At 67.2% G+C, this 24,618-nt stretch carries 22 protein-coding genes and 1 tRNA gene; 15 read left to right on the forward strand and 8 right to left on the reverse strand.

Going from position 1 to position 24,618, the window contains the following annotated elements:
- The first annotated feature begins 26 nt into the window (after window positions 1–26).
- Complete coding sequence (locus GWI72_RS15605) at window positions 27–1,217, forward strand: SGNH/GDSL hydrolase family protein (protein ID WP_209000153.1); 1,191 nt, start codon at window positions 27–29, stop codon at window positions 1,215–1,217.
- 180 nt (window positions 1,218–1,397) lie between these two features.
- On the opposite strand, the gene GWI72_RS15610 is transcribed toward GWI72_RS15605, so the two are convergent.
- Entirely contained in the window at window positions 1,398–2,828 is a 1,431-nt protein-coding gene (locus tag GWI72_RS15610; protein WP_161677297.1) for a glutamate synthase subunit beta, read from the reverse strand.
- Between the two features lie 114 nt (window positions 2,829–2,942).
- Window positions 2,943–7,625, reverse strand: a complete 4,683-nt coding sequence (gene gltB / locus GWI72_RS15615) for a glutamate synthase large subunit (protein WP_244314384.1) — start codon at window positions 7,623–7,625, stop codon at window positions 2,943–2,945.
- 709 nt (window positions 7,626–8,334) lie between these two features.
- On the opposite strand from gltB, the gene GWI72_RS15620 reads away from it, so the two are divergent.
- From GWI72_RS15620 to GWI72_RS15640, 5 genes are all read left to right on the forward strand, one after another.
- Window positions 8,335–8,631, forward strand: a complete 297-nt coding sequence (locus GWI72_RS15620) for a BufA1 family periplasmic bufferin-type metallophore (RefSeq protein WP_161677295.1) — start codon at window positions 8,335–8,337, stop codon at window positions 8,629–8,631.
- A 288-nt stretch (window positions 8,632–8,919) separates the two neighbouring features.
- On the forward strand, window positions 8,920–9,834 hold the full coding sequence (bufB, locus tag GWI72_RS15625; RefSeq protein WP_161709295.1) for an MNIO family bufferin maturase: 915 nt from the start codon (window positions 8,920–8,922) through the stop codon (window positions 9,832–9,834).
- Complete coding sequence (locus GWI72_RS15630) at window positions 9,827–10,609, forward strand: HvfC/BufC N-terminal domain-containing protein (RefSeq protein ID WP_161709296.1); 783 nt, start codon at window positions 9,827–9,829, stop codon at window positions 10,607–10,609. Before bufB ends, GWI72_RS15630 begins: the two co-directional genes overlap by 8 nt.
- Window positions 10,610–10,636: 27 nt before the next feature.
- Complete coding sequence (locus GWI72_RS15635; protein WP_161709297.1) at window positions 10,637–11,221, forward strand: DoxX family protein; 585 nt, start codon at window positions 10,637–10,639, stop codon at window positions 11,219–11,221.
- A 39-nt stretch (window positions 11,222–11,260) separates the two neighbouring features.
- The gene (locus tag GWI72_RS15640) at window positions 11,261–12,295 is read left to right on the forward strand and encodes a threonine aldolase family protein (RefSeq protein ID WP_161709298.1); all 1,035 of its coding nucleotides are present in this window, start codon (window positions 11,261–11,263) and stop codon (window positions 12,293–12,295) included.
- 83 nt (window positions 12,296–12,378) lie between these two features.
- On the opposite strand, the gene GWI72_RS15645 is transcribed toward GWI72_RS15640, so the two are convergent.
- A complete protein-coding gene (locus GWI72_RS15645) occupies window positions 12,379–12,825 on the reverse strand; it encodes an Hsp20 family protein (protein WP_161677290.1) in 447 nt (148 codons plus the stop codon).
- A 257-nt stretch (window positions 12,826–13,082) separates the two neighbouring features.
- Between GWI72_RS15645 and GWI72_RS15650 the strand changes: the two genes are divergently transcribed.
- Both GWI72_RS15650 and GWI72_RS15655 read left to right on the forward strand, forming a co-directional pair.
- Window positions 13,083–13,505 carry a PepSY domain-containing protein gene (locus GWI72_RS15650; protein WP_161709299.1) on the forward strand — a complete coding sequence of 141 codons (423 nt, stop codon included), beginning with the start codon at window positions 13,083–13,085 and terminating at the stop codon, window positions 13,503–13,505.
- A 71-nt stretch (window positions 13,506–13,576) separates the two neighbouring features.
- Complete coding sequence (locus tag GWI72_RS15655; RefSeq protein ID WP_161709300.1) at window positions 13,577–14,515, forward strand: alpha/beta hydrolase; 939 nt, start codon at window positions 13,577–13,579, stop codon at window positions 14,513–14,515.
- A 64-nt stretch (window positions 14,516–14,579) separates the two neighbouring features.
- Here the strand turns inward: GWI72_RS15655 and hisN are convergent, their stop codons facing one another.
- Window positions 14,580–15,374 (reverse strand): histidinol-phosphatase, encoded by a 795-nt coding sequence (gene hisN, locus GWI72_RS15660; RefSeq protein WP_161677287.1) that lies wholly within the window; start codon window positions 15,372–15,374, stop codon window positions 14,580–14,582.
- 390 nt (window positions 15,375–15,764) lie between these two features.
- Window positions 15,765–16,655 (reverse strand): N-formylglutamate amidohydrolase, encoded by an 891-nt coding sequence (locus GWI72_RS15665; RefSeq protein WP_161709301.1) that lies wholly within the window; start codon window positions 16,653–16,655, stop codon window positions 15,765–15,767.
- Window positions 16,656–16,872: 217 nt separating this feature from the next.
- Here GWI72_RS15665 and cpdR point away from each other — a divergent pair, with 217 nt between their 5' ends.
- The 5 genes from cpdR (at window position 16,873) to GWI72_RS15690 (ending at window position 19,631) form a co-directional block, all read left to right on the forward strand.
- Window positions 16,873–17,232: a cell cycle two-component system response regulator CpdR gene (gene cpdR, locus GWI72_RS15670; RefSeq protein WP_019964837.1), complete on the forward strand. Its 360-nt coding sequence runs from the start codon at window positions 16,873–16,875 to the stop codon at window positions 17,230–17,232.
- A gap of 133 nt (window positions 17,233–17,365) precedes the next feature.
- Window positions 17,366–17,440, forward strand: a tRNA-Val gene (locus GWI72_RS15675).
- A 160-nt stretch (window positions 17,441–17,600) separates the two neighbouring features.
- A complete protein-coding gene (gene ykgO / locus GWI72_RS15680) occupies window positions 17,601–17,726 on the forward strand; it encodes a type B 50S ribosomal protein L36 (RefSeq protein ID WP_106751477.1) in 126 nt (41 codons plus the stop codon).
- An 83-nt stretch (window positions 17,727–17,809) separates the two neighbouring features.
- Window positions 17,810–18,451 carry a tetratricopeptide repeat protein gene (locus GWI72_RS15685; RefSeq protein WP_161677285.1) on the forward strand — a complete coding sequence of 214 codons (642 nt, stop codon included), beginning with the start codon at window positions 17,810–17,812 and terminating at the stop codon, window positions 18,449–18,451.
- 157 nt (window positions 18,452–18,608) lie between these two features.
- A complete protein-coding gene (locus GWI72_RS15690) occupies window positions 18,609–19,631 on the forward strand; it encodes an alpha/beta fold hydrolase (protein WP_209000154.1) in 1,023 nt (340 codons plus the stop codon).
- A 471-nt stretch (window positions 19,632–20,102) separates the two neighbouring features.
- On the opposite strand, the gene pyk is transcribed toward GWI72_RS15690, so the two are convergent.
- The 3 genes from pyk to GWI72_RS15705 all read right to left on the reverse strand — a co-directional run bounded on the left by pyk (window position 20,103) and on the right by GWI72_RS15705 (window position 23,375).
- Window positions 20,103–21,539: a pyruvate kinase gene (gene pyk, locus GWI72_RS15695; protein WP_161677283.1), complete on the reverse strand. Its 1,437-nt coding sequence runs from the start codon at window positions 21,537–21,539 to the stop codon at window positions 20,103–20,105.
- Window positions 21,536–21,964 (reverse strand): DUF1036 domain-containing protein, encoded by a 429-nt coding sequence (locus GWI72_RS15700; protein ID WP_161677473.1) that lies wholly within the window; start codon window positions 21,962–21,964, stop codon window positions 21,536–21,538. Before GWI72_RS15700 ends, pyk begins: the two co-directional genes overlap by 4 nt.
- A gap of 109 nt (window positions 21,965–22,073) precedes the next feature.
- A complete protein-coding gene (locus GWI72_RS15705) occupies window positions 22,074–23,375 on the reverse strand; it encodes a glycerate kinase type-2 family protein (RefSeq protein ID WP_161709302.1) in 1,302 nt (433 codons plus the stop codon).
- A gap of 103 nt (window positions 23,376–23,478) precedes the next feature.
- Between GWI72_RS15705 and GWI72_RS15710 the strand changes: the two genes are divergently transcribed.
- Together GWI72_RS15710 and GWI72_RS15715 are read left to right on the forward strand one after the other, a co-directional pair.
- Window positions 23,479–24,273, forward strand: coding sequence for an N-formylglutamate amidohydrolase (locus GWI72_RS15710; protein WP_161709303.1), 795 nt, complete (start codon window positions 23,479–23,481; stop codon window positions 24,271–24,273).
- Between the two features lie 25 nt (window positions 24,274–24,298).
- A complete protein-coding gene (locus GWI72_RS15715) occupies window positions 24,299–24,601 on the forward strand; it encodes a DUF1244 domain-containing protein (RefSeq protein ID WP_161677281.1) in 303 nt (100 codons plus the stop codon).
- Window positions 24,602–24,618: the final 17 nt, after the last annotated feature.

Genomic DNA, 24,618 nt, shown 5'->3' on the forward strand with positions numbered 1-24,618 from the left:
GCGTCGCACCGGAGGAGGCCGCTGACGTGCCGCGCATCTCGCGTATCTGCCGTTCCATCACGGCTGTCCTTGCCATTCTTGTTCTCGGCCTTTGCCTGGCGCTCACGCCGGGCCAGGCCCAGAACGGTCCGATCACGCCACCGCCCTCCGAAGACGGCTTCAATCCCTTTGCGCCGCTGATGCGGCTCTTCGGCGTGACCGAGCGGGAGCGGCCGGTGCAGGAGAAGGCGCCGGCGGCGGTCCGTCCGCCGCGTCAGCCCAGCGGTCCGCCCGCGTTCGTCGCCGCGCCGAAGGATCCGGATGCCGGCGTCATCCTCGTGGTCGGTGACCTGATGGCCGATGGTCTGACCGAGGGCCTCAATTACATCCTGGCGCAGAAGCCCTCCGTGAAGGTCGAGAAGCTGACGGAGCCGGGGGCGGGGCTCCTGGGCACGCCGCCGGTCGCCTGGGCCGACCGGGTGCAGGCCCGCCTTGCTGCCGGCGATGTCCGCGCAGTGGTGATGATGCTGGGCTCGACCGACGTGCTTGCTGCGCCCGCGCCGGCGTCGCCTGCCCCCGCAACGGGGGCCGATCCGGCAGCGCCTGCACAGCCGCCGGTCCAGAGCGCCGGTGCTGCCGTGCCCGAGCTTGGCTCGCCGGCCTGGCGCGAGGCCTATCGCCAGCGGCTGGGCGCCGTCATCCAGGTGGTGCGGCGCGAGCGCAAGCCCTTCCTCGTCGTCGGTCTGCCTCCGGCGGAAGCTCCGGAAACGGCGCAAGGGTTCCAGCTCGTCAATGACGTCCTGAAATCGACCGCCGAAGGCGCCCGCTCCACCTATGTCGACATCTGGACGGTGTTCCTTGACGACAACGAGGCCTATGCGGTGTTCGGCCCCGATGTCGAGGGGCAGCGCCGGCGGCTGCGGGCCAATGACGGCGTCGGCTTCACCTGGGCCGGCTATCGCAAGGTTGCCTTCTTCGTCGAGCGTGAACTGGCCCGGGTGCTGGGCGGTTATGGCAACCAGGCCTTCGAGGGTGTCGCCGATGACCCGGATTTCATCGTCCTCACGGGCCGGACGGTGCCCTCCGACGACACGCTGGCGGGCGGGCCGGAGGTGGTGGACGAGTTCGCCCCCGAGCCTCCCGCCTCGGTCCGTGCGGCGCAGCGTTTCCTTGTCCTCGGCGAGGCGCCCGAGCCCGTGCCCGGCCGCGTCGACGCCACCCTGCTGGACCCGCGCTGATCACCAGTGTCACCCCGGGCGAGCAACGCGAGACCCGGGGCCTACTCGTTCGCAGAGCGGGAGAGTTGGTCGCGGCGCTGCAAAAGCCTGTTGTCCAGCGGAGGCAATGAAATGCCGGCAGTCCGCAAAAAAACGAAGGGCGGCCAATGGCCGCCCTCATGATTTCACTGTTTCAGCGCCTCAGCGCGGCAGCAGGCTGGAGCCGGTGAGGAACTCGTCGATGGCGCGGGCGGCCTGGCGGCCTTCGCGGATCGCCCAGACGACCAGCGACTGTCCGCGCCGCACGTCGCCGGCGGCAAAGACGTTCGGCAGGCTCGTCCGGTAGTCCTCGGTGTTGGCCTTGACGTTGCCGCGCGGGTCGAGCGCGAGCCGGTCACCGGCCTCGGCGATGAAGGTGTCGCTGCGCGGGCCGGAGAAGCCGATGGCCGCCATCACCAGGTCGGCGCGCAGGATGAACTCCGTCCCCTCGATCGGCCGGCGCTTCTCGTCGACGCGGGCGCAGCGCACGCCGGTGACGCGGCCGTCTTCCGAGACGAGGCCGAGCGTGGCGGCGGAGAACTCGCGTTCGGCGCCTTCCGCCTGGGAGGACGAGGTGCGGAACTTGGTCGGCCAGTAGGGCCAGACATTCAGCTTGTCTTCCTTGAGCGGCGGGATCGGGCGGATGTCGAGCTGGGTGACCGACAGGGCGCCCTGGCGGAAGGCGGTGCCGACGCAGTCGGAGGCGGTGTCGCCGCCGCCGATGACGACGACATGCTTGCCGCCCGCCCAGATCGGGGCCTGGCCGGAGACATCCTCGCCGCCGACGCGGCGGTTCTGCTGCACCAGGTAATCCATCGCCCAGTGCACGCCTTCCAGGTCCATGCTGCCGATGCCGGGATCGCGCGGCCGTTCCGATCCGGCGGCCAGCAGCACCGCGTCATGGCGCTCGGCGAGTTCCTCCAGCGTTACGGTCACGCCGACGTTGACGCCGTAATGGAACGTCACGCCTTCGGCTTCCATCTGCGCCACGCGGCGGTCGATGGGGCGCTTCTCCATCTTGAAGTCCGGGATGCCGTAGCGCAGCAGGCCGCCGGCCTTGGGCTCGCGCTCGTAGACATGCACCGTGTGGCCGGCGCGGGCGAGCTGCTGCGCGGCCGCCATGCCCGCCGGACCCGAGCCGATGATCGCCACGGTCTGGCCGGTCTTGGTGGCCGAGGGTTCCGGCTTGATCCAGCCCTCGCTCCAGCCCTTGTCGGCCAGCGCCTGCTCGATGGTCTTGATGCTGACCGGCATGTCTTCCAGGTTCAGCGTGCAGGCCTCCTCGCACGGGGCGGGACAGACGCGGCCGGTGAACTCCGGGAAGTTGTTGGTCGAGTGCAGGTTGCGCAGCGCCAGCTCCCAGTCACCCTGATAGACCAGGTCGTTCCAGTCCGGGATCTGGTTGTGCACCGGGCAGCCGGTGGGGCCATGGCAATAGGGAATGCCGCAGTCCATGCAGCGCGCCGCCTGGCGCTCCACATCGCCGTCGCTCAGCGGCAGCGTGAACTCGCGGAAATGGCGGATGCGGTCGGACGCCGGCTGATACTTCTGGTCCTGACGATCGATCTCGAGAAAACCGGTAACCTTGCCCAAGGTAACCTCCTTCAAAAAGCCTGTCGGTGACGGGCCGCCTCGACCCTGCGGGAGGCGGCACCTGGCGATGTCGGCCGCCCCGCGGGTGCTCCGGCGGGGCGGGGAGGGGCGGCCTTACTCGGCCGCCACCATGCCCATCCGTTTCTCTTCCATCTCGCGCAGCGCGCGGCGGTACTCGACCGGCATCACCTTGACGAACTTCGGACGGTACACGTCCCAGGCGTCAAGGATCGCCTTGGCCTTGGTCGATCCGGTGTAGGCGACATGGTTGGAGAGCAGCTGGCGCAGGCGCTCGTCGTCGTGCCGGGTCATGTCGCCGGTCACGTCCACGCGCCCCTTGTGCTCCAGGTCACCGCCGTGGTGATGCAGCTTCTCCAGCAGGTCGTCCTCCTCGCTCACCGGTTCGATGTCGACCATCGCCAGGTTGCAGCGCGAGGAGAAGGTGCCGTCCTCGTCCAGCACATAGGCGATGCCGCCCGACATGCCGGCCGCGAAGTTGCGTCCCGTCTGCCCGATGACCACGACGATGCCGCCGGTCATGTATTCGCAGCCGTGGTCCCCCACGCCCTCGACCACCGCGACGGCGCCCGAGTTGCGCACGGCGAACCGCTCGCCGGCCACGCCGCGGAAGTAGCACTCGCCCTCGGTCGCACCGTAGAGCACGGTGTTGCCGACGATGATGGACTCTTCCGCGCGGATGCGCGCCTTGTCCGAGGGACGGACGATGATCTTGCCGCCCGACAGGCCCTTGCCGACATAGTCGTTGGCATCGCCCGAGAGCGTCAGCGTCACGCCGCGCGCCAGGAAGGCCCCGAAGGCCTGGCCGGCCGTGCCGGTCAGGTTGATCTTCAGCGTGTCGTTCGGCAGGCCCTTGTGGCCATACCGCTTGGCGATCTCGCCCGACAGCATCGCGCCGGCGGAGCGGTCGACCGAGCAGATCGTCTCCTCGACGACCGTCGGCGTCTTGGCCTCCAGCGCCGGCCGCGCGGCCGCGATCAGGCGACGGTCAAGGATGTCGTCGATCGGATGCTGCTGGCGGCTGGTCCAGCGACGCGCCTCCGGCGTTGCCTCCGGCTGGTAAAAGATGCGGCTGAAGTCGAGGCCGCGCGCCTTCCAGTGGTTCACCGCCGTGTCCTTGTCGAGGAAGTCCGAGCGGCCGATGATCTCGTCCAGCCGGGCGACGCCCAGCGAGGCCATCAGCTCACGCAGCTCTTCCGCGACGAAGAAGAAGTAGTTGATCACATGCTCCGGCGTGCCCTTGAAGCGCTTGCGCAGCACCGGATCCTGGGTGGCGATGCCGACCGGGCAGGTGTTCAGGTGGCACTTGCGCATCATCAGGCAGCCGGCCGCGATCAGCGGCGCGGTGGCGAAGCCGAACTCGTCCGCACCCAGCAGGGCGCCGATGAGCACGTCACGGCCGGTCTTCAGGCCGCCGTCGACCTGCAGCGCCACGCGGGAGCGCAAGCCGTTCAGCACCAGCGTCTGCTGGGTTTCGGCCAGGCCGATTTCCCAGGGGCTGCCGGCGTGCTTGATCGAGGTCAGCGGCGAAGCGCCGGTGCCGCCGTCATAGCCGGAGACCGTGATGTGGTCGGCGCGTGCCTTGGCAACGCCGGCCGCCACCGTGCCCACGCCCACTTCCGACACCAGCTTGACGGAGATGTCGGCGGCCGGGTTCACGTTCTTCAGGTCGTAGATCAGCTGCGCCAGATCTTCGATCGAGTAGATGTCATGGTGCGGCGGGGGCGAGATCAGGCCCACGCCCGGCGTCGAGTGACGCACCTTGGCGATGACCGCGTCCACCTTGTGGCCGGGCAGCTGACCGCCTTCGCCGGGCTTGGCGCCCTGCGCGACCTTGATCTGCAGCATGTCGGCATTGACCAGATACTCGGTCGTGACGCCGAAGCGGCCGGAGGCCACCTGCTTGATCGCCGAGCGCTGCGGGTTCATCGAGCCGTCCGGCAGCGGCGTGAAGCGTTCGGCTTCCTCGCCGCCTTCGCCGGTGTTCGACTTGCCGCCAATCTGGTTCATGGCCACGGCCAGCGTCGTGTGCGCCTCGCGGCTGATCGAGCCGAAGGACATGGCGCCGGTGACGAAGCGGCGCACGAGCGCCTCCGCCGGCTCGACCTGCTCCAGCGGGATCGGCGTGCGTCCGAGTTCCTCGGCACTCTTGATGCGGAACATGCCGCGGATCGAGAAGCGGCCGGTCTCCCGGTTCGACAGCTCGGCGAACTCCCGGTACTTGTCCGGCAGGTTGCCGCGCACGGCGTGCTGCAGCGTGGCGATGGAGTCCGGCGTCCACATGTGGCTTTCGCCGCGGATGCGGTAGGCATACTCGCCGCCGACATCCAGCGAGCGGCGCAGGATCTCCACGTCCTCGAAGGCTTCGCGGTGACGCATCACCGTCTCGTCGGCCACTTCCGTAAGGCCGATGCCCTCGATGGTCGTGGCGGTGCCGAAGAAGTACTTCTCGACGAAGGCGGACGACAGGCCGACCGCGTCGAAGATCTGCGCGCCGCAATAGGACTGGTAGGTCGAGATGCCCATCTTGGACATGACCTTCAGGATGCCCTTGTCGATCGACTTGATGTAGCGGTAGACCACCTCGTCGGCGTCGACTTCCTCGGGGAAGTCCATCTCGTGATGCATCGAGAGCAGCGTCTCGAAGGCCAGATACGGGTTGATGGCTTCCGCGCCATAGCCGGCCAGAACACAGAAGTGATGGATCTCGCGCGCCTCGCCGGTCTCCACGACCAGGCCGACGGACGTGCGCAGGCCCTTGCGGATCAGGTGATGGTGCACGGCGGCCGTCGCCAGCAGCGCGGGGATCGCGATGCGGGCACGGCTGATCAGGCGGTCGGACAGGATGATGATGTTGTCACCGTCCCGCACGGCCTTCTCCGCCCGCTGGCACAGCTCGTCCAGCGCGTCCTCCATGCCTGCGGCACCCTTGGTGGCGGCATAGGTGATGTCGAGCGTCTTGGCCGAGAACTGGTTGTCCGCGATGTCGCCGATGCGGCGGATCTTTTCCAGGTCCTCGTTGGTGAGGATCGGCTGGCGGACTTCCAGGCGCTTGGCGTGCGACAGGCCCTTCAGGTCGAACAGGTTCGGACGCGGACCGATGAACGAGACGAGGCTCATCACCAGTTCCTCGCGGATCGGGTCGATCGGCGGGTTCGTCACCTGGGCGAAGTTCTGCTTGAAGTAGGTGTAGAGCAGCTTCGACTTGTCGGACAGGGCCGAGATCGGCGTGTCCGTGCCCATGGAGCCCACGGCTTCCTGGCCGATGGTGGCCATCGGCTGCATCAGGAGCTTGATGTCTTCCTGGGTGTAGCCAAAGGCCTGCTGGCGGTCGAGCAGGCTCTCGCCGGCGACAGGGGCGCGCTCACGCACGCCCGGCATGTCTTCCAGCACGATCTGCGACCGGTGCAGCCAGTCCTTGTACGGGTTCGCCGTGGACAGCTGGCGCTTGATCTCGTCGTCCGAGACGATGCGGCCCTGTTCCAGGTCGATGAGCAGCATCTTGCCCGGCTGCAGTCGCCACTTCTTGACGATCTTTTCGTCCGGGATCGGCAGCACGCCCACTTCCGACGACATGATCACATAGTCGTCATCGGTGACGATGTAGCGGGCCGGACGCAGGCCGTTGCGGTCCAGCGTCGCGCCGATCTGGCGTCCGTCGGTGAAGGCCACGGCGGCCGGGCCGTCCCACGGCTCCATGATCGCGGCGTGATAGGCGTAGAAGGCGCGGCGGTTCTCGTCCATCAGCGGGTTGCCGGCCCAGGCTTCCGGGATGAGCATCATCGCCGCATGGGCCAGCGAGTAGCCGCCCATGACCAGGAACTCGAGCGCGTTGTCGAAGCACGCGGTGTCCGACTGGCCTTCATAGGAGATCGGCCAGAGCTTGGTGATGTCGTCGCCGAACAGCGGCGAGGAGACCGAAGCCTGGCGGGCCGCCATCCAGTTGACGTTGCCGCGCAGCGTGTTGATCTCGCCGTTGTGCGCGACCATGCGGTACGGATGCGCCAGATCCCAGGACGGGAAGGTGTTGGTCGAGAAGCGCTGGTGCACGAGGGCCAGGGCCGAGGTGAAACGCTCGTCCTTCAGGTCCTTGTAATAGGCACCGAGCTGGTAGGCCAGGAACATGCCCTTGTAGACAAGGGTGCGGCTCGACATGGAGACCACGTAGAAGCCGTGCTTCACCGCATCGCTTTCCGCGCGCACGGTGTTGGAGATCACCTTGCGCAGCACGAAGAGGCGACGCTCGAAGGTGGTCTGGTCGCTGCCTTCGGCGGCGGCAATGAAGACCTGACGGGAATAGGGCTCGGTGGCCGCGATGTCCGGGGCCTTGGACAGCGACGCGTTGTCGACCGGCACGTCGCGCCAGCCGATCACCGTCTGGCCTTCGGCCGCGACCACGCGCTCGACGATCTCGATGCACTTGGCGCGCAGTGCCGGGTCCTGCGGCAGGAACAGGAAGCCGACGCCATACTTGCCGGGCTCCGGCAGGGTCACGCCCTGGGCCGCCATTTCCGCCGCGAAGAAGGCGTGCGGGATCTGCACCAGCATGCCGGCGCCGTCGCCCATCAGCGGGTCGGCGCCAACCGCGCCGCGGTGGGTCAGGTTTTCGAGGATGTTCAGGCCATCAGCGATGACCTTGTGCGACTTTTCGCCCTTGAGATGCGCAATGAAGCCGACGCCGCAGGCGTCGTGTTCGCGAGCGGGGTTGTAGAGCCCTTTGTCTGCCGCCTCGCGCAGACGCGTGGCGATGGGAGTAGTGGTCTGGGTTTTCACGCCCATCTCACCCTCGACCATGGCCATGGCTGTGCTCGTCGTCAGCTCACTCTTCATCATATGCGCCCTCACTGTGTCCGCAGTGGCGCCGCGTGACCTGCCGGGGACACCGCGCGCGCTCCCGTTCACCCGAACGGACGCGTGCGACACTCTCCCTCAGCCTCTGTCGCGGCTCTCTCGTAATGTAACGCTTCGCCCGTTGAAAGCGAACCGTCGCGCTGCCCGACGGTCGTCCGCCAGGCGTTTTTCCGCCCGGTCTGGCCGTCCCGCCCTGGGAGGGCGCGGTCCGGCTGCACCGGTTGGACGGCGACCTGTTTCCTCTGCGCCGGCCTGCCCTACGGTTCGGGGTCCGCGCGCCTTGCCCCGGTTCGCCCGGGACGTCTCAGGTCTGCCTGTTGCTGTCAAAAGGGACAGCATTCCTGCCCTATTCTGGGCCGGGGGAACATGACAGATTTCAAACGGGGGGGCAAGACCGTTTCTGAGGGGTAAATTCGTGATTGTTTCGCGCTGTGCCCCGTTTTTGATTTTTCGCTTCACTTCGCCGCGCATGGGGAAAGAAAATTTCACACATGTCGTTCAATTAGTGTTGTGCAGGTGCCTCTCCGGGCGTCACGGCCGATTGATTTCCTATTGATCGCGGCCCGGCGCACCGTCGGAGCTGCCTGATGCGGGCCGATGAACGGTCCGGACCAACAGGCCTCGGGAGACTGCAAGAATGACCAAGATGATCCTTTCCGCCGCTGTCGTTGCCGGTGCCGTTGCCACGGCCTTGTCCGGTCTGTCGACGCAGGCTGTGGCGCAGGACGCCAAGGAGAAGTGCTACGGTGTGTCGCTGGCCGGCAAGAACGACTGCAAGGCCGGTCCGGGCACGACCTGTGCCGGCACGTCCAAGGTCGACTACCAGGGCAATGCGTGGACGCTGGTTCCGAAAGGCACCTGCACCGAGATGAAGCTGCCGGACGGCCGTGTCGGCTCGCTGACCGAACTGACCCGGGACCTGCCGAAGTCCTGAGCTTCGCGAGGGACTGCCCGGCCGGACCGGGTGGCTCGGGACCGGGTGGCTCCGGGCCGGCGGCGGTGGCGCCGTTGCCCGCCAGACCGGAGCCCCCCGGAGACCGGAGCCCCTCGCAGACCGGAGACGGCACGTCGCGTGCCGGCCTCCTCACCCTTCCGCCCTTCATCGTCCGCCTCCTGTCGCCCGCCCGCCATCCGGATCGCCTCGCCGCTCTGCGGTTGCGGTCCGCGGCTCCGGGCGACAGTCCACCTTCGGTCCTGCAGGACCTCAACCGCCGGATCTGCCATGTCCAATGCCCCTCGTTCCCGTGTTCCGTCTGCGCTGCCTGCCCGGGCCGGTGCGGGTCTGAAGGGCGAGCATTTGCCCGCGATCCTCGCCGGGCGGCCGGAGGTCGGCTTCTTCGAGATCCATGCCGAGAACTACATGGAGGCGGGCGGGGCGCCGCACCGTTACCTCGAGGCGATCCGCGCCGATTATCCCCTGTCGCTGCACGGGGTCGGGCTCTCCATCGGTGGGGCCGGGCCGCTCGACCGGGCGCATCTGGCGCGGTTGCGGCAGGTGGCCGACCGCTATGAGCCGGGTCTCTTCTCCGAGCATCTCGCCTGGTCCAGCCATGACACGACCTGTTACAACGACCTGCTGCCTCTGCCCTACACGGAGGCGACGCTGGCGCAGGTCGTCGCCCATATTGATCAGGTTCAGGACGTGATGGGCCGGCAGATGCTGCTGGAAAATCCCTCCACCTATGTCGCCTTTGCCGAAAGCACCATTCCGGAAGCCGAGTTCCTGCGCGAGATCGCCTGCCGCAGCGGCTGCGGCCTGCTCCTCGACGTCAACAATGTCCACGTGTCCTGCACCAATCACGGCTGGTCGGCGGAGGCCTATCTGGAGGCCTTTCCGCTCGACCGGGTCGGCGAGGTCCATCTCGGCGGGCATGCGCCGGATCTCGACGACGACGGTCTGCCCCTGCTGATCGACGCCCATGACCGCGCCGTCGATGCCGAGGTCTGGAGGCTGCTGGGGCTCGTGCTGGCGCGCACCGGGCCGCTGCCCACGCTCGTGGAGTGGGACAATGACCTGCCTCCCTGGCCGGTCCTTCTGGACGAGGTCCGGGCGGCCGACCGGGTGATCGGTGCCCTGGCCTGCGGCTGCGGGCCGGAGGCCGGCGACCAGCGTCAGGGTCGGGTTGCCCATGGCTGAGCGGCTGCCGTTCGGTCCGGGGCGCGACGCCTTCGCGGCGGCGCTGCTGTCGCCCGACCTGCCGGTGCCCGAGGGCGTGACCGGACCGGGGGGACGGCCTGCGGGACGCCGTTTCGGCGTCTACCGCAACAATGTCGTGGTCAGCCTGACCGAAAGCCTGAAGGCGACCTACCCGGCCGTGGCGCGTCTGGTGGGGGAGGACTACTTTTCCGCTCTGGCGCGCCTCTTCATTGGCGCGCATCCGCCCGTCTCGCCGATCCTGTCGCGCTATGGCCAGGAATTCTCCCGGTTTGTCGCGGATTTCTCTCCTCTTGCGGCCTATCCCTATCTCGCCGACGTGGCATCCTTCGAGTGGGCCTGGCTGCAGAGCTACCATGCCGCCGACGCCGTGCCGCTCGATCCGGCGGAGCTTGCCGCCATCTCTCCGGAAGTCCTTGCAGACATTCGCTTTCTGCCCCATCCGGCAGCGCGGCTCCTGGCGTCGGCCTTTCCCGTCTTCGACCTTGTCGTCGCCAACCGCTTCGAGCCGGACAGGCCTCTGTCCATTGATCTTTCGGAAAGCCAGACCGTGCTCTTCTCACGCCCCGACATCGACGTGATGTTCCGGGTGCTGCCCCGGGGGACGGCGGTGGTGGCGGAGGCCCTTCTTGCAGGGCAACCCCTTGGACAGGCAGCGGAATTGGGCCTTGCAGCCGAGCCCGGGCTGGCCTTGCCTCAGGCGCTTTCGGTCCTGCTGGCCGCCGGGATCTTCACAGGGGTCGCAGATACGGTCTAAGATATTGACGGGATGGGGGATTTCTTGATGACGCGGGTGATCGAGTTCTTTGTGCGGCTTTATGTTGCCGTCTTTTCGCTGCTGGAACAGGTCACGCGCGGCTGGTTCCTCGGGGCCTTCGCACGCTTTGCCTTTGCCGGTATCCTCTTGATGTATTTCTGGAATTCGGCGCTGACCAAGATCGGATCCGGCCCGCTCGGCTTTCTCCACCCCTCCACCGGCGCCTTCGCGCAGATCCTGCCGCAGATGATGGAGGCGGTGAGCTACGACCAGGCGCAGATCCCGTTCTTTCCTTACCATGTCCTTGTTATTGCAGGGACTTGGGCGGAATTCGTGCTGCCGGCCATGGTCGTTCTCGGCCTCTTCACCCGCTTCGCCAGCCTCGGCATGATCGTCTTCATCGCAGTGATGAGCTATGTCGACATCACCGGTCTCGGCGCCGACGCCACCGCCATCGGAGCCCTGTTCGATGGCAATCCGTCGGCCATGATCTCGGACCAGCGGCTGCTCTGGTGTTTTCTTCTGACCGTTCTGGTGCTGAACGGTCCGGGCAAGATCTCGCTCGACTGGGTTCTGGCACGGCTCTACGCCCGCCGCGCCCGCTATTACTGAGCAGCTTGCAGCCCGGCCGGCGGACTGCTTTAAAGAGGCATGATCTTTTCCAGCGACAATTGGGCCGGCGCCAGCGCTCCGGTCTCCGAAGCCCTGACGCGGCATGCCTCAGGTCTCGTTCCCGCCTATGGCAATGACCCTCTGACCGACGCGGTGACGCGGCGATTTTCGCAGATATTTGAACGGGATGTCGCTGTCTTCTTCGTCGCGACCGGCACGGCGGCCAACGCCCTTGCCCTGTCGGCCTATGCCCGTCCGGGCGGGGTCATCTTCAGCCACCAGTCGGCCCATATCCAGGTCGATGAATGCGGCGCGCCCGAGTACTTCACCGGCGGCGGCAAGCTGCGCGGTCTGCCGGGGGCAAACGGCAAGATCGACCCGGCCGACCTGATCCGGCTGATGGGCGAGCATCCGGACGGCAACCCGATGCATGGTCAGGTGAGCGCCGTCTCGATCTCGCAGGCAACGGAATGCGGGACCGTCTATCGCCCCGATGAAATCCGTGCGCTCGCCGAGGCGGCCCACGCCCGGGGCATTCCGCTGCACATGGACGGGGCGCGCTTTGCCAATGCGGTCGCCTTTCTGGGCCTCAGCCCGGCCGAAGTGACCTGGAAGGCCGGCGTCGATGTCCTGTCCTTCGGGGCGACCAAGAACGGCTGCTGGTGCGCGGAAGCGGTCATTTTCTTCAATCCGGACAGTGCCTTGCAGTTTGCCTATCTGCGCAAGCGGGCCGGCCACCTGTTCTCCAAGAGCCGTTTTGCCGCTGCCCAGTTTGAAGGCTACCTGGCTGACGGTCACTGGCTCGCCAATGCCGGCCACGCCAACGCGATGGCGCGTCGTCTGGCGCAGGGGCTCGAGGCTGCCGGCAACCGGCTCGCCTGGCCGGTCGAGGCAAACGAGGTCTTTCCCGTCCTCTCCCGGGCCACCATCGCGCGCCTGCGTGCGGCCGGCGCGCTGTTCTACGAGTGGCCGGCAGACGGTGTGGACCCGGACCAGTCGGCCGTCCGTCTCGTGGCGTCCTTTGCCACGGACCCGGCCGACGTCGACCGCTTTGTCGCGGTCGCTGCCGGCTGATCCCTGCCCTCGATGGCAAAACGCCCGGTCGATCCGACCGGGCGCTTCGTGCTGCGGCAAGGGGAGAAGCCGGCAGCGGAAACTCAGTGGGTGCTGGCCTCGATCTGGCGCGGCTGACCGGCCGTGATCTCGATCTTGCGCGCCTTCATCGCCTCGGGGATTTCCCGCACCAGGTCGATGTGCAGCAGCCCGTTTTCCAGATGGGCGCCGTCAACGCGAACGAATTCGGCGAGCTGGAAGCGACGCTCGAAGGCACGCGAGGCAATCCCGCGGTACAGGACCTCGCCGGCCCCGTCTTCTGCCTGCTTCTCGCCCTTCACGGTCAGCACATGCTCCTTGGCTTCAAGCGAGAGATCCTTCTCGCCAAACCCGGCAACCGCCATGGTGATGCGATAGGCGTTCTCGCCGGTGCGCTCGATGTTGTAGGGCGGATAGCTCGGCGTGTCGGAGTTGATGCTGTCGAGCATGGACAGCAACTTGTCAAAGCCGACAGTCGAACGGTAGAGGGGGCTGAAGTCGAAATGACGCATGATCTATTGTCCTCGTTTGAGCAACATGACTGATCTGACCTGTGTCTTCCCCGATCCGGCGGAAGACAGGTCTTGTCTGCAGGCCCGTCTGGCACCTGCTGACAAAAAGGTGGTGGCGCCTTTTTCCGCTTTCAAGAGGTGCCGGATGAACGGCAGATGAACGGGCCCTTCCGGTCCGGTTCAAGCGCGGGGATGCATCGTCCTTCCAACATCCGGCGACGCCCTGGTGGCGCCGGACAGCCGAAAGGAAGACCGTCATGATCAAGTCCTCGCTTCTTGCCCTTGCGATTGCCGTCACGTCGATCGCTTCCGTCAGCCCCGCCCAGTCCGGGGCGCGCCTCGTGGTCGAGTACGGCAGCGAAGGCAGCTACTACCAGGTCCAGGATGGCTGGTACGGCCAGTATCCGGACCCGCGCTGGAGCGGTCAGCCTCTGCCCGGCTGGGGCCCTCGCGGTGGCCATTATGATGGCCCGCGCCCGGACTGGGGTTACGAGCGCCTGAGCCCGCGCGAGGTGCGCCGGGTGCTGCGGCATCAGGGCTACAGCGACATCGACGTGCAGGATGCGCGCGGCCGCACCTATGTGGTGATTGCCACGGGTCAGCGCGGGGCCCTGGTCCGGCTCGTTGTCGATGCCTTCACCGGCGACGTCCTGCAGAGGGAACGCCTCTATCGCTGGTAAGCGGTTGAGCGGCTGCGGCCGGCCCTGTAATCCTCAGGAGAGAACAGGACCGGCCCGCCGGAGGCGATTCCATGCTGCTGACTGAAGTGCCCGGAAACCCCGTTCCGGAGGGAGCCCTTGCCGGCTTTCTCGACACGTCCGATGGCGCAAGGCTGCGGTATGCGCGCTTTCCGGCCACGGGCAGTCCGCTGAAGGGCACGGTCACGGTGCTGCAGGGGCGGGCCGAGTTCATCGAGAAATACTTCGAGGTCATCCGCGAGCTGCAGCAGCGCGGGTTTCATGTGGTGGCCTTCGACTGGCGCGGGCAGGGCGGCTCGTCGCGCCATGCCGGTGATCCCCTCCGGGGCCATGTCCGGGACTTCGCCGAGTACCGCCGCGATCTCGACGCGATCCTGTCGGAGATCGTGCTGGCGCAGTGTCCCGGCCCGCATTTCGCGCTGGCGCATTCGACCGGCGGCGCGATCCTGTTGTCGCACACCGAACGGCTGCGCACCCGCTTCGCGCGGGCTGTCCTCACCTCGCCCCTCGTCGGCCTTCTCGACGCCGGCTGGCGCGAAGGCCTCGCCTACAGTGCGGCCCGCTGGCTCTGTCGCCTCGGCCTGGGCCGTCTGTTCATTCCCGGCGGCACCGGGCTGCTCACCTCCGACTATGCCGACAACCGTCAGACCAGCGACGCGGCGCGCTTCGAGCGCATGAATGCCGTGGTGCGTGCTCGCCCCGACCTCGGCGTCGGTTCGCCGACAAATGCCTGGCTGGCAGCCACCGGCCGGACCCTGCTGTCGTTCCGCAGCATCGACTTCGGGCCCTCGGTGCATCTGCCGCTGCTGATCCTGGCTGCCGGCGCGGACCGCATCGTGTCGACGCCGGCAACCGAGGAGCTGGCGACGCGGATGAAGGCGGCTGCATTCCTCGCCGTTCCCGGCGCCCGCCACGAGATCCTGATGGAAGCGGACGTCTACCGCGACCAGTTCTGGGCCGCCTTTGACGCCTTCGTGCCGGGAAGCGACTGACGGACCGGCCCCGCCGCCGTTTCTGCCGCCCTGGGTCGCGGAGCCGGGTCGCGGAGCGCCGCGATCAGGCGGCCGGAACCGCAGCCAGTTCCTTCAGGACAAGCTCGTGCAGCCGGGGGTCGCCACTGGCCAGAATCCGGCCGCCATCGACCGGCGAGCCGCCTGTCCAGCTGGTCACGATCCCCCCTGCGCCCTCGATGATCGGCACCAGCGCGACGATGTCGTAAGCCTGGAGGCCGCTCTCGATCACAAGGTCGGCCAGGCCGGCGGCGACCATGCAATAGGCGTAGCAGTCGGTGCCATAACGGGCGAGACGGGTCTGCGCCTCGATCCGGTCATAGGCTGCCAGTTCGACCGGCTTGAAGATGCGCGGTGTCGTCGTGAACAGCACCGCGTCGGACAGGCTGGCGCAGGCGCGGGTCTTCAGCTGACGCGTGCCCAGTGGGCCGCTGTACCATGCAGACTTGCCGTCACCGGCATAGGCCTCGTTCACATAGGGCTGCACCATCATCCCGAGCGCCGGCCGGTTGGCCTGCTTCAGGCCGATCAGCGTGCCCCAGGTCGGCAGTCCCGTGATGAAGGAGCGCGTGCCGTCGATCGGATCCAGCACCCAGACCTCGTCCGCATCGGTGTTCTCCGGACCATACTCCTCTCCCAGGATGCCATGCCGCGGGTACTCGGCATTGATCAGCGCCCGCATGGCGGCCTCGCCGGCCCGGTCACCGGCCGTCACGGGATCGAAGCCGCCATCGAGCTTGTTGTCGATTGCCCCGTTGGTGCGGAAATGCGGCAGGATGGCCTCACCTGCGGCCCGAGCCAGGCGTTCCAGGAACGGATACAAGCTGTGCTCAATTTGCATGTCAGGTTTGCGCATGGTGCATGGCCCAAAGTCTGCGCCGCAAGAACTTGCGGATCGGGTGAGAGTCCGGCGCCGGGAACCCTATTTATTTCAGGCTTCTAATAAAATCCCGGCTGGCTCCTTTGTAACCCTGCGCTTCCTTTGGCGTCAAAGGCAAAGGCGCGGTGCGCTGCGGCCGGGCTTGACGTTTGTGCACTGCGATGCGACCTTATTGCAGCGCGATACGACGATCTTCGTCGTGGCGCCGCCCTCCTTGGGCGTTTCCTCCCTAGACTCGGGCCGCCTCGCTTGGGGCGGCCTTTTTTTTTGCCTGCGGAAGGGCTGTCGTGCCGGCGGGGTGCGGGCGGAGGCGTTGGGGCGGAGGCGTCTGGGCGGAGGGCAGGCGCTGATCTACTCGGCCGCGAGACCGAGCGGGACGAGCGGGGCGTCGGGCATGGCGGTCAGGTCCGTCAGCACCGCCATCAGGTCCTCGGCCAGCGCCGCGAAGCCGGGCAGGGGCTCGTGCCGGACCTCATCCATGTAGAGACCGCGGTTGATCTCGAGCTGCAGCGCATGCAGCCCCTTGGCCGGGCGACCATAATGTTCGGTGATGAAGCCGCCGGCATAGGGCTTGTTGCGGCTGACCGTGTAGCCGCGGGATTTCAGCAAGGTGGCGGCAAGGTCCGACAGTTCCACCGGACAGCTCGTGCCATAGCGGTCGCCCAGGATGAAATCCGGTCGGGTGCCCGTGGTCTGGCAGCGCACCGACGAGGGCATGGAGTGGCAATCGATCAGCACGGCATAGCCGAAGCGCACGTGGGTCTGGGCCAGCAGCCGCCGCAACGTGTTGTGATAGGGCTTGTAGAGGGTCTCGATCCGCTCGAGGCCTTCCTCGACGGTGAGGCGCTGGGCGTAGATTTCCTGGGATTCGCTCACCACCCGGGCGATGGTGCCGAGCCCCCCGGCGACGCGCAGCGACCGCGTGTTGGCATAGGCCGGAAGGCGCCCGGTGAACATCTTCGGGTCCAGCTCGTAGGGCTCCCGGTTCACGTCCAGAAAGGCGCGGGGAAACAGGACCCGCAGCAGCGGAGCGCCCATCGGCACGACGCCGGCGAATAGGGCGTCGACAAACGCATCCTCGGACCGGCGAATCGCAAGCCGGTCCAGCCGCGAGGCATCCAGAAAATCCTGCGGATAGCAGCACCCCGAGTGGGGCGAGTTGAAGACGAAGGGCAGGCGCTGCTCGGCGGGCGCGAGGATCTCGAAGGGGGGCTGGTCCCTGAAGTCGGTGACTATCCTCATTCATCCCTCGTCCCGGGTGGCGGCCTCGCTCTCCCCAACGCACTGCAAGATCACGCAAGTTTCCAACGAATCGGCGGCTCTGTCCACACCTGAGACGGCTATGGGGGCTGCCGGCGGCTTCACTCTATCTTTACGGCGAGCTGAAACACTAAAATGCAGCGAAATGGCCGGCCGGCTGGCTGGTCCTGGATCATTCGGAGTTTGACGGTTGTCCCACATGTCGCGAATTCTTTTGGCGGAAGATGACAATGACATGCGCCGCTTCCTGGCCAAGGCGCTGGAGAATGCAGGCCACGACGTCGTGTCCTTCGACAACGGCAAGAGCGCCTACGAGCGGCTGCGGGAAGAACCCTTCGCGCTTCTTCTGACCGACATCGTGATGCCCGAGATGGACGGCATCGAGCTGGCGCGCCGCGCGACGCAGCTGGATCCGGACCTGAAGGTCATGTTCATCACGGGCTTTGCCGCCGTCGCGCTGAACCCGGATTCCAACGCCCCGAAGGACGCCAAGGTCCTGTCCAAGCCGTTCCACCTCAAGGATCTTGTCCAGGAAGTGGAGCGGATGCTCGCCGCCTGAGGCGACTTTCCACAGGTGGCGGTGCCGGTGCAGATTGTTTGACGGTTCCGTGAAAAGGGCTCTTGCACAGACCCCGGATACCCGTTATACGCACCTCCACCGCAGCGCTCCGGCGCTTGGTTCCGAAGTTTTCGGGCGTGTAGCTCAGCGGGAGAGCACTACGTTGACATCGTAGGGGTCACAGGTTCAATCCCTGTCACGCCCACCATTCTTGCGGACGGGAAAGCGAAAGCTTTCCCCGACGCGGGTAGCGGGAAGTCTCCAAGGCGCGCCGTCGCGCCGGAGGATGTCCCTCCGCCAGTCCATGCGGGCGCTCTGGCGCCCGTTTCTTTTGAGTAGATAAGCAGGGCCCTTCCGGGGACAGAACGATGAAGATCAAGAACTCGCTCAAGGCGCTGATGGCTCGTCACCGGGAAAACCGCATGGTTCGCCGCAAGGGTCGCGTCTACATCATCAACAAGAAGAACCCGCGCTACAAGGCCCGCCAGGGCTGAGCCGGGGTTGGCTCGCGGTTTCGTGAGCCCGCTTGTCGACATCAAGGATTGACCGCCGCATGGGGCTAAGGATACTTGGCCCCATGCGGCTTTTCTCGTTCCTGATTTGCTTTCTCGTCGTCCTGGCTCCGATCGCGGGCCGGGCGCAGACCGTTCCGCCCGGGGCCACCGAGCCGAAGGCGGAGGATCTCGGCACCTTGCCGGAGGCGCCGGCCGAGGACGAGCCGAAAGCGCGTGCTGCCGAGGAACCACCGCTGGAGACGCTGTATCGGCAGCTGGCCGGGAGCGGCGACGAGGCGGAGGCACGGCGGATTGCCCGCTCGATCCAGATCCTCTGGCTGAAATCCGGCAGCGACACGGTCGACCTGCTGATGGAACGGGCCGCCCAGGCGCTGAAGGCCGACAACTATCCGCTCGCCCTCGACCTGCTCGACACTGTCGTGACGTTGAAACCGGCTTATGCGGAGGGCTGGAACCGCCGCGCGACGGTCTATTACATGCGTCAGGACTTCGGCCGGTCGCTGGCCGACATCGAGCGCGTGCTGGCCCTCGAACCCCGCCACTGGGGCGCGCTTTCCGGCCTCGGCATCATCCAGCGGCAGCTCGACCAGGACCAGCGCGCGCTGGCCACGTTCCGGAAGGTGCTGGAGGTCTATCCCCTGCTCGACAGCGCCCGGAAGGCCGTCGAGGAGCTGGAAAAGGACCTTGCGGGCGAGCCGACCTGACGCGCCTGCCCCAGCCAGTGTCCGAGGCCAGACCCCGGTTTTCGTCCGCACCCGGATCCAGGTCCACACCGGGGCAGAGGCGGGGGCAACGCCCTGAACCTTTGCCCGCCGATCCGCGTAGACAGGCAGACGCCGCGCGCGTCGGCCGGAGCCCGCAATGTTTCCAGTTCTCATCGTGATCCTCGTCCTGGCCCTGGTGCTTGCCCTGGTGCTGGCCCTGTTTCTGGCCGGCTACACGGAGTTGCGACGCCGGCAGATCCAGCGCCGCAACCCGCCTGCAGGGATCCTGCTGCAGGTGGACGGGGCGCAGGTGCATGTGATCGAGGACGGCGGTCAGGCTGACCCCGGGGCGCCCGTGGTGCTGTTCGTGCATGGCGCCAGCGGCAACGGGCAGGACCTGCGCCTTGCCTTCTCGGGTCTGCTGCCCGAGGCGGTGCGGTGTGTCTACATCGACCGGCCCGGCCTTGGTCATTCCGACCGGCGGTTGCCGGCCGATGCGGCGCCCCGCGACCAGGCGCGCCGTCTGCTGGCGACCATGACCGCCCTCGGGCATGAGGTCTTCACCGTGGTCGGCCACTCCTTCGGCGCCGCCGTTGCCGCCGCCATGGCCCTGGAGGCGCCCGCCAGGGTGCAGGCGCTTGTCTTCCTGGCTCCGGCGACTCATCCCTGGAACGGCAAGGTGGCCTGGTACTACCGGCTGTCGGCGCTGCCGGTGATCGGCTGGCTGTTCTGCCGGGTGATTGCGCTGCCCGTGGCCGAGCGCGTCGCGCCCCTGTCGATGCGGCACGTCTTTGCCCCCGATCCTGTTCCCCCGGCCTATGACGCGCGGATCGGGCTGGAGCTTCTGTTCCGCCCGGAGAGCTTCCGTTCCAACGCCTGCGATCTGGCCGCCTTCAACCGGCATCTGGCGGATCAGGCGCGGCTTTACCCCCGGATCGGGCAGCCGGCCGTCATCGTCACGGGCGATCAGGACGGGGTCGTGTGGCCGAGCATCCATTCGCGTGGCCTCAAGCGGGACTTGCCGGCGGCGCGGCTGATCGAACTTCCGGGGGCAGGGCACATGCCCCAGCACGCCCATGCCGCAGAGATCGCGGCACATATACTGACCCTTGCCGACGGGACGAGGGCGCTGCAGCCGGCGGGGGGCGAGCCGGCCCCCGGCGCCGGGCGCCCGAGTTGAAGACGCGCCGAAGCGGACGAAACGGACAAAAGGAAGCCGCCCAAAAAGAAACGGCCCGCCGGAGCGGGCCGTCAGACCACTGACAAACTTCGGAGTTTCGTCAGTCTGCCGTCATTCCGGACAAGGTGAGCGTTCAGCGAACCGCAGGTCCGGAATCCAGCATGTCAGTGCGAGCGCAAGCGAGCCCAAAACCAAGTCAATTCGTACGGCTTGCGACCGACAGGTGTGTCGCGCTTCGCGCGGCTGATATCTGGATCCCGGCTCGGCGCTTCGCTGACGCTCAGCTGGGCCGGGATGACTGTGAGTAAGTTTGTCAGCAGTCTGACGGCCCGCCGGAGCGGGCCGTGTGATGTCGGGTGAGGCCTGTCTCATGCCAGGCCCCAGGGAGACTGGCGCCTCATCCCCTGACCTGCCCGATCGCTCCCCGGGGATGCCGGGTCCGCAACGGGCCGGTCGCGGGGACCGCGCGTCTCAGAGACCGGACTTGCCGTCGCTGCCGACGAAGGCGATGCGCAGCATGTTGGTCGAGCCCGGTGTGCCGAAGGGCACGCCGGCGGTGATGATGATCCGCTGGCCCGGCTTGGCGAACTCTTCCTGATGCGAGATGCGGCAGGCGCGATCCACCATGTCGTTCTCGTCATTGGCGTCGGAGCTGACCACGCAGTGCAGGCCCCAGGCGAGCGCCAGACGACGGGCGGTGCCCACCACGGGCGACAGGGCGATCACCGGCGTCGACGGCCGCTCGCGCGCTGCCCTGAGGCCAGTCGCGCCAGAGGACGTGTAGCAGACCACGGCAGCCAGGTTCAGCGTCTCGGCAATCTGCCGGGCCGCCGCCGAGATGGCATCGGCACCGGTCGCTTCCGGGTCGGTGCGCTGCGCGTGGATGATGCTGCGGTAGTTGCCGTCCTGCTCCACCTGCTGGGCGATCTTGTCCATGGTGGCGACCGCCTCGATCGGGAACTGTCCGGCTGCCGATTCGGCCGAGAGCATCACGGCGTCGGCCCCCTCGAACACGGCGGTGGCCACGTCGGAGACTTCGGCGCGGGTCGGGACCGGCGCGGTGATCATGGATTCCAGCATCTGCGTGGCCACGACCACCGGCTTGCCGGCGCGGCGGGCTGCACGCGTGATGCGCTTCTGCAGACCCGGCACCTGTTCCAGCGGCATTTCCACGCCGAGGTCGCCACGGGCCACCATCAGCGCGTCGGACAGCTCGATGATCTCGGCCAGACGGTCGATGGCCTGCGGCTTCTCGATCTTGGCCAGGATGCCGGCGCGGCCGCGCACGATCTTGCGCACCTCGGCGATGTCGTCCGGACGCTGCACGAAGGAGAGGGCCACCCAGTCCACACCGGCCTCAAGGGCGGCGAGCACGTCGGCATGATCCTTCGCGGTCATGGCGCTCAGGTCGATCTCACTGTCGGGAACGCTGACGCCCTTCTTGTCGGACAGCTTGCCGCCCACCTCGACCCGCGTCAGGGCGCGGCTGGAGGTGCATTCGGTGACCAGCAGACGGATCTTGCCGTCGTCGAGCAGGAGCCGGTGCCCCGGCTTCAGCGCCTTCAGGATCTCCGGATGCGGCAGATGCACCCGCTGCACGTCGCCCGGGGTCGGATCGGCATCGAGGATGAAGCTCGCGCCTTCCTTGAGCATCACCGGACCCTCGGCAAACTTGCCGACGCGCAGCTTCGGGCCCTGGAGGTCGGCCAGGATGCCAATCGGCCGCTGGACCTTTTCCTCAACGGCACGGATCCGCCCGACCAGCTCGCGCATCAGGTCATGGCTCGAATGGCTCATGTTGATGCGGAACACATCTGCGCCGGCCCGATAGAGCTTCTCGATCATCTCCTGTTCGGAGGAAGACGGGCCCAAAGTTGCCAGAATTTTTACCCGCCGGTTACGCCTCATCGCCCACCTGTCCCCTGTTGTACCGGTTCCGTCAATTGAACCGTCCAGTTACTCTGCTCGCCTGTGTCGATCTCGAAAAATCCGGTGCGCTCATAACCGCGCGCCACACAGTCCTCAATTCCGCGAATCGTGAATTCCTTTTCGCGGGTACACATGTACGCGCGTCCACCCCATTCGCCAAACTGATCGTAATCCACCGCGTAAATGTAATAGTAGCGTGACACAAGGGCACCCGGCACGAGAACTTCGCAACTGTTCGGTCCGAGGTTCCACCATCCTTCGGTAACCCAGTCGGCCTTGTCCTTGTATCCGATGGCAACGCCAACCTGACTTTCGGTCTTGTTGCAAAGACGGAGGTCGGCGCGCGCATCATCTGCCAGTAAAGCGGTGAGGAAGAAAGCACAGAGGCACAGTACGCAGCGCATCAGGACACGGCTCAACATGGCCGTATCGCGTGCGCCTCGACGATCCCCTTCGTTTTTCATTCGTCTCGCTCGTCTCGCGGCGTTCGTTTAAATCGTTTTGCGTGGCGGTTCAGCGCTTGTCAACGACCACGGCCCGGAAGTCGTTGACATTCGTGAAGGTCGGGCCGGGCGTCAGCAGATCGCCCAGCCTCTCGAAGAAACCCGTACTGTCGTTTCTGGCGAGAAATGCGGCAGCATCAAGGCCCATGGTCCTGGCCCGTGCCAAGGTGGTCGGGTCGATCAGGGCGCCGGCCGGATCGGTGGCGGCGCCGCCGCCGCCGTCGGTCCCGTCGGTGTCCCCCGCGACCGCTGCAATGTCGGCGGCCCCCTCAAGGGCGAGGGCGAGGGCCAGGGCATACTCCTGGTTCGGCCCGCCGCGCCCGTCGCCCCGGAGGGTGACGGTCAGCTCGCCGCCAGACAGGAGGACGGCCCGCTTGCCATGCGCCGCCAGATGGCGGGCCAGCGAGGCGTGCTCGACGGCCCGCTCCCGCGCTTCTCCTTCAAGGCTGTCACCCAGCAGATGGACATCATAGCCCTCCGCCCGGGCCACGTCGGCGGCCGCAGCCAGCGACAGGGCCGGGCGGGCGATCAGCTCGTAGCGGGTGGCGGCAAACCGGGGATGATCAGGCGCGGGAGATTCGTTGGCCGGATCGACCAGCGCCGCGCGGATGGCGGGCGGCACCTCGATGGCGTGGCGGGCGCAGATGTCACGGGCCTCCGCCAGACTGGACGGGTCGCCGACGGTCGGGCCGGAGGCAATCACCGCGGCATCATCCTGGGGCACATCGGAAATCGCCAGCGTCGTCAGCGCCACCCCTTCGGGGACGGCCAGGGCCAGACGGCCGCCCTTGATGCGGGAGAGATGCTTGCGGACGCAGTTGATCTCGCGGATGGTGGCGCCCGAGCGCAGCAGGCGACGCGTCAGGTCCTGCTTGTCGGCCAACGACACGCCCGCGGCCGGCGCGATCCAGTTGGCAGACCCGCCGCCGGACAGCAGCACCACCACATGGTCGCCCGGGCGGGCGGCGGCGGCCAGCTCCAGACAGCGCATCGTCGCGGCAACTCCGGCGGCATCGGGAACCGGATGCCCGGCCTCGACCAGCTCCAGCTGGCGGGTCGCGCGCCCGTAGCCGTGGCGGGTGACGCCAAGTCCTGTCAGGCGACCGGGCTCGAGGCCGCAGGCATCAAGGTAATGGCTCTCGGCAACCTGCAGCATGGCACCGGCCGCCTTGCCTGCGGCCAGCAGGATGATGCGGCCAGCGGCGGAGGGAGCGGGCAGGGACGGCGGGAGCGCGGCCTCGGCCTGGGCCGCCGAAACGGCCGCGTCGAAAAGCGAGTGCAGCAGGGGGGCAAAACGGATATCTATGCTCATGCCCTGCCTGTTGGTTGCCATGCCGCTGTGTTCTATTCCTTACGCAACGTGGCCTTTCCCGTCACCTGAATAACGACCCAACCTGCGCGAAGTCCCCCGAACAATGCCCAGTTTTCCTCCCGCGTCCGAGCCCTTCGAGACGATAGCCGGCTCCATGACCGGCGGCCTGCTGCTGCTGTGTGACCACGCCCGAAACACGGTGCCCGAGCCTTTCGGGGACCTTGGCCTTCCGGCCGACCAGTTCGAGCGCCACATCGCCTATGACATCGGCGGTTGCCCGCTGACGCTGGAGCTGGCCCGGCGGCTGCAGGCCCCGGCCCTGATGACGACCTTTTCGCGGCTCCTGATCGATCCGAACCGGGGCGAGGACGATCCGACCATCGTGATGCGCCTGTCGGACGGCGCCGTGGTGCCCGGCAACGCCCGGATCGACGCCGACGGGCGCCAGGCCCGGATCGAGCGGTTTCACCGGCCCTATCACGCGCAGATCACGCGCACGCTGGACGCGATGCTTGCTGTTGCCCCGCCGCCGGTGATCGTGTCGATCCACAGCTACACGCCGGTCTGGCGCGGCACGCCGCGGCCGTGGCACGCGGGCATCCTGTGGGACCGCGATCCGCGCGCCGTGCTGCCGGTGCTGGAGGGGCTGCGGGCCGACCCGGCGCTGGTGGTCGGCGACAACGAGCCCTATGACGGGGCGCTGAAGAATGACACCATGTACCGGCACGGAACCTTGCGGGGCCTCGCGCATGTGCTGATCGAGGTGCGCCAGGACCTGATCGCGGATGAGGCGGGCGTGGGGGCCTGGGCAGACCGGCTGGAGCCCATCCTGGCCCGGTTGCCGCTGATGCCTGACCTGCGCGAGGTCCGCCATTTCGGCTCGCGTGCCTGCTCTTGACCTCTTTGCCAGGGAGTGACCATCCATGTCGCTTGATGACCAGACCCGCACCGAACTCGAAGCTGCCGCATTCCGCCGCCTGGTGGCGCATCTGCGGGGCAGGACCGATGTGCAGAACATCGACCTCATGAACCTCGCCGGGTTCTGCCGCAACTGCCTGTCGAACTGGATGCAGGCCGAGGCGGATGCCCGCGGCATTCCCCTCAGCCGGGACGAGGCGCGGCAGGAGGTTTACGGCATGCCCTACGAGGAGTGGAAGCAGCGCTACCAGAGCGAGGCGACCGCCGAGCAGAAGGCGGCCTTCGAGGCGCAGAACAACGGGCATTGAGCCGCGCCATCCCGCCC

The organism is Pannonibacter sp. XCT-53 (genome assembly GCF_009915765.1).
In the GTDB taxonomy this organism is placed as follows: Bacteria; Pseudomonadota; Alphaproteobacteria; order Rhizobiales; family Stappiaceae; genus Pannonibacter; species Pannonibacter tanglangensis.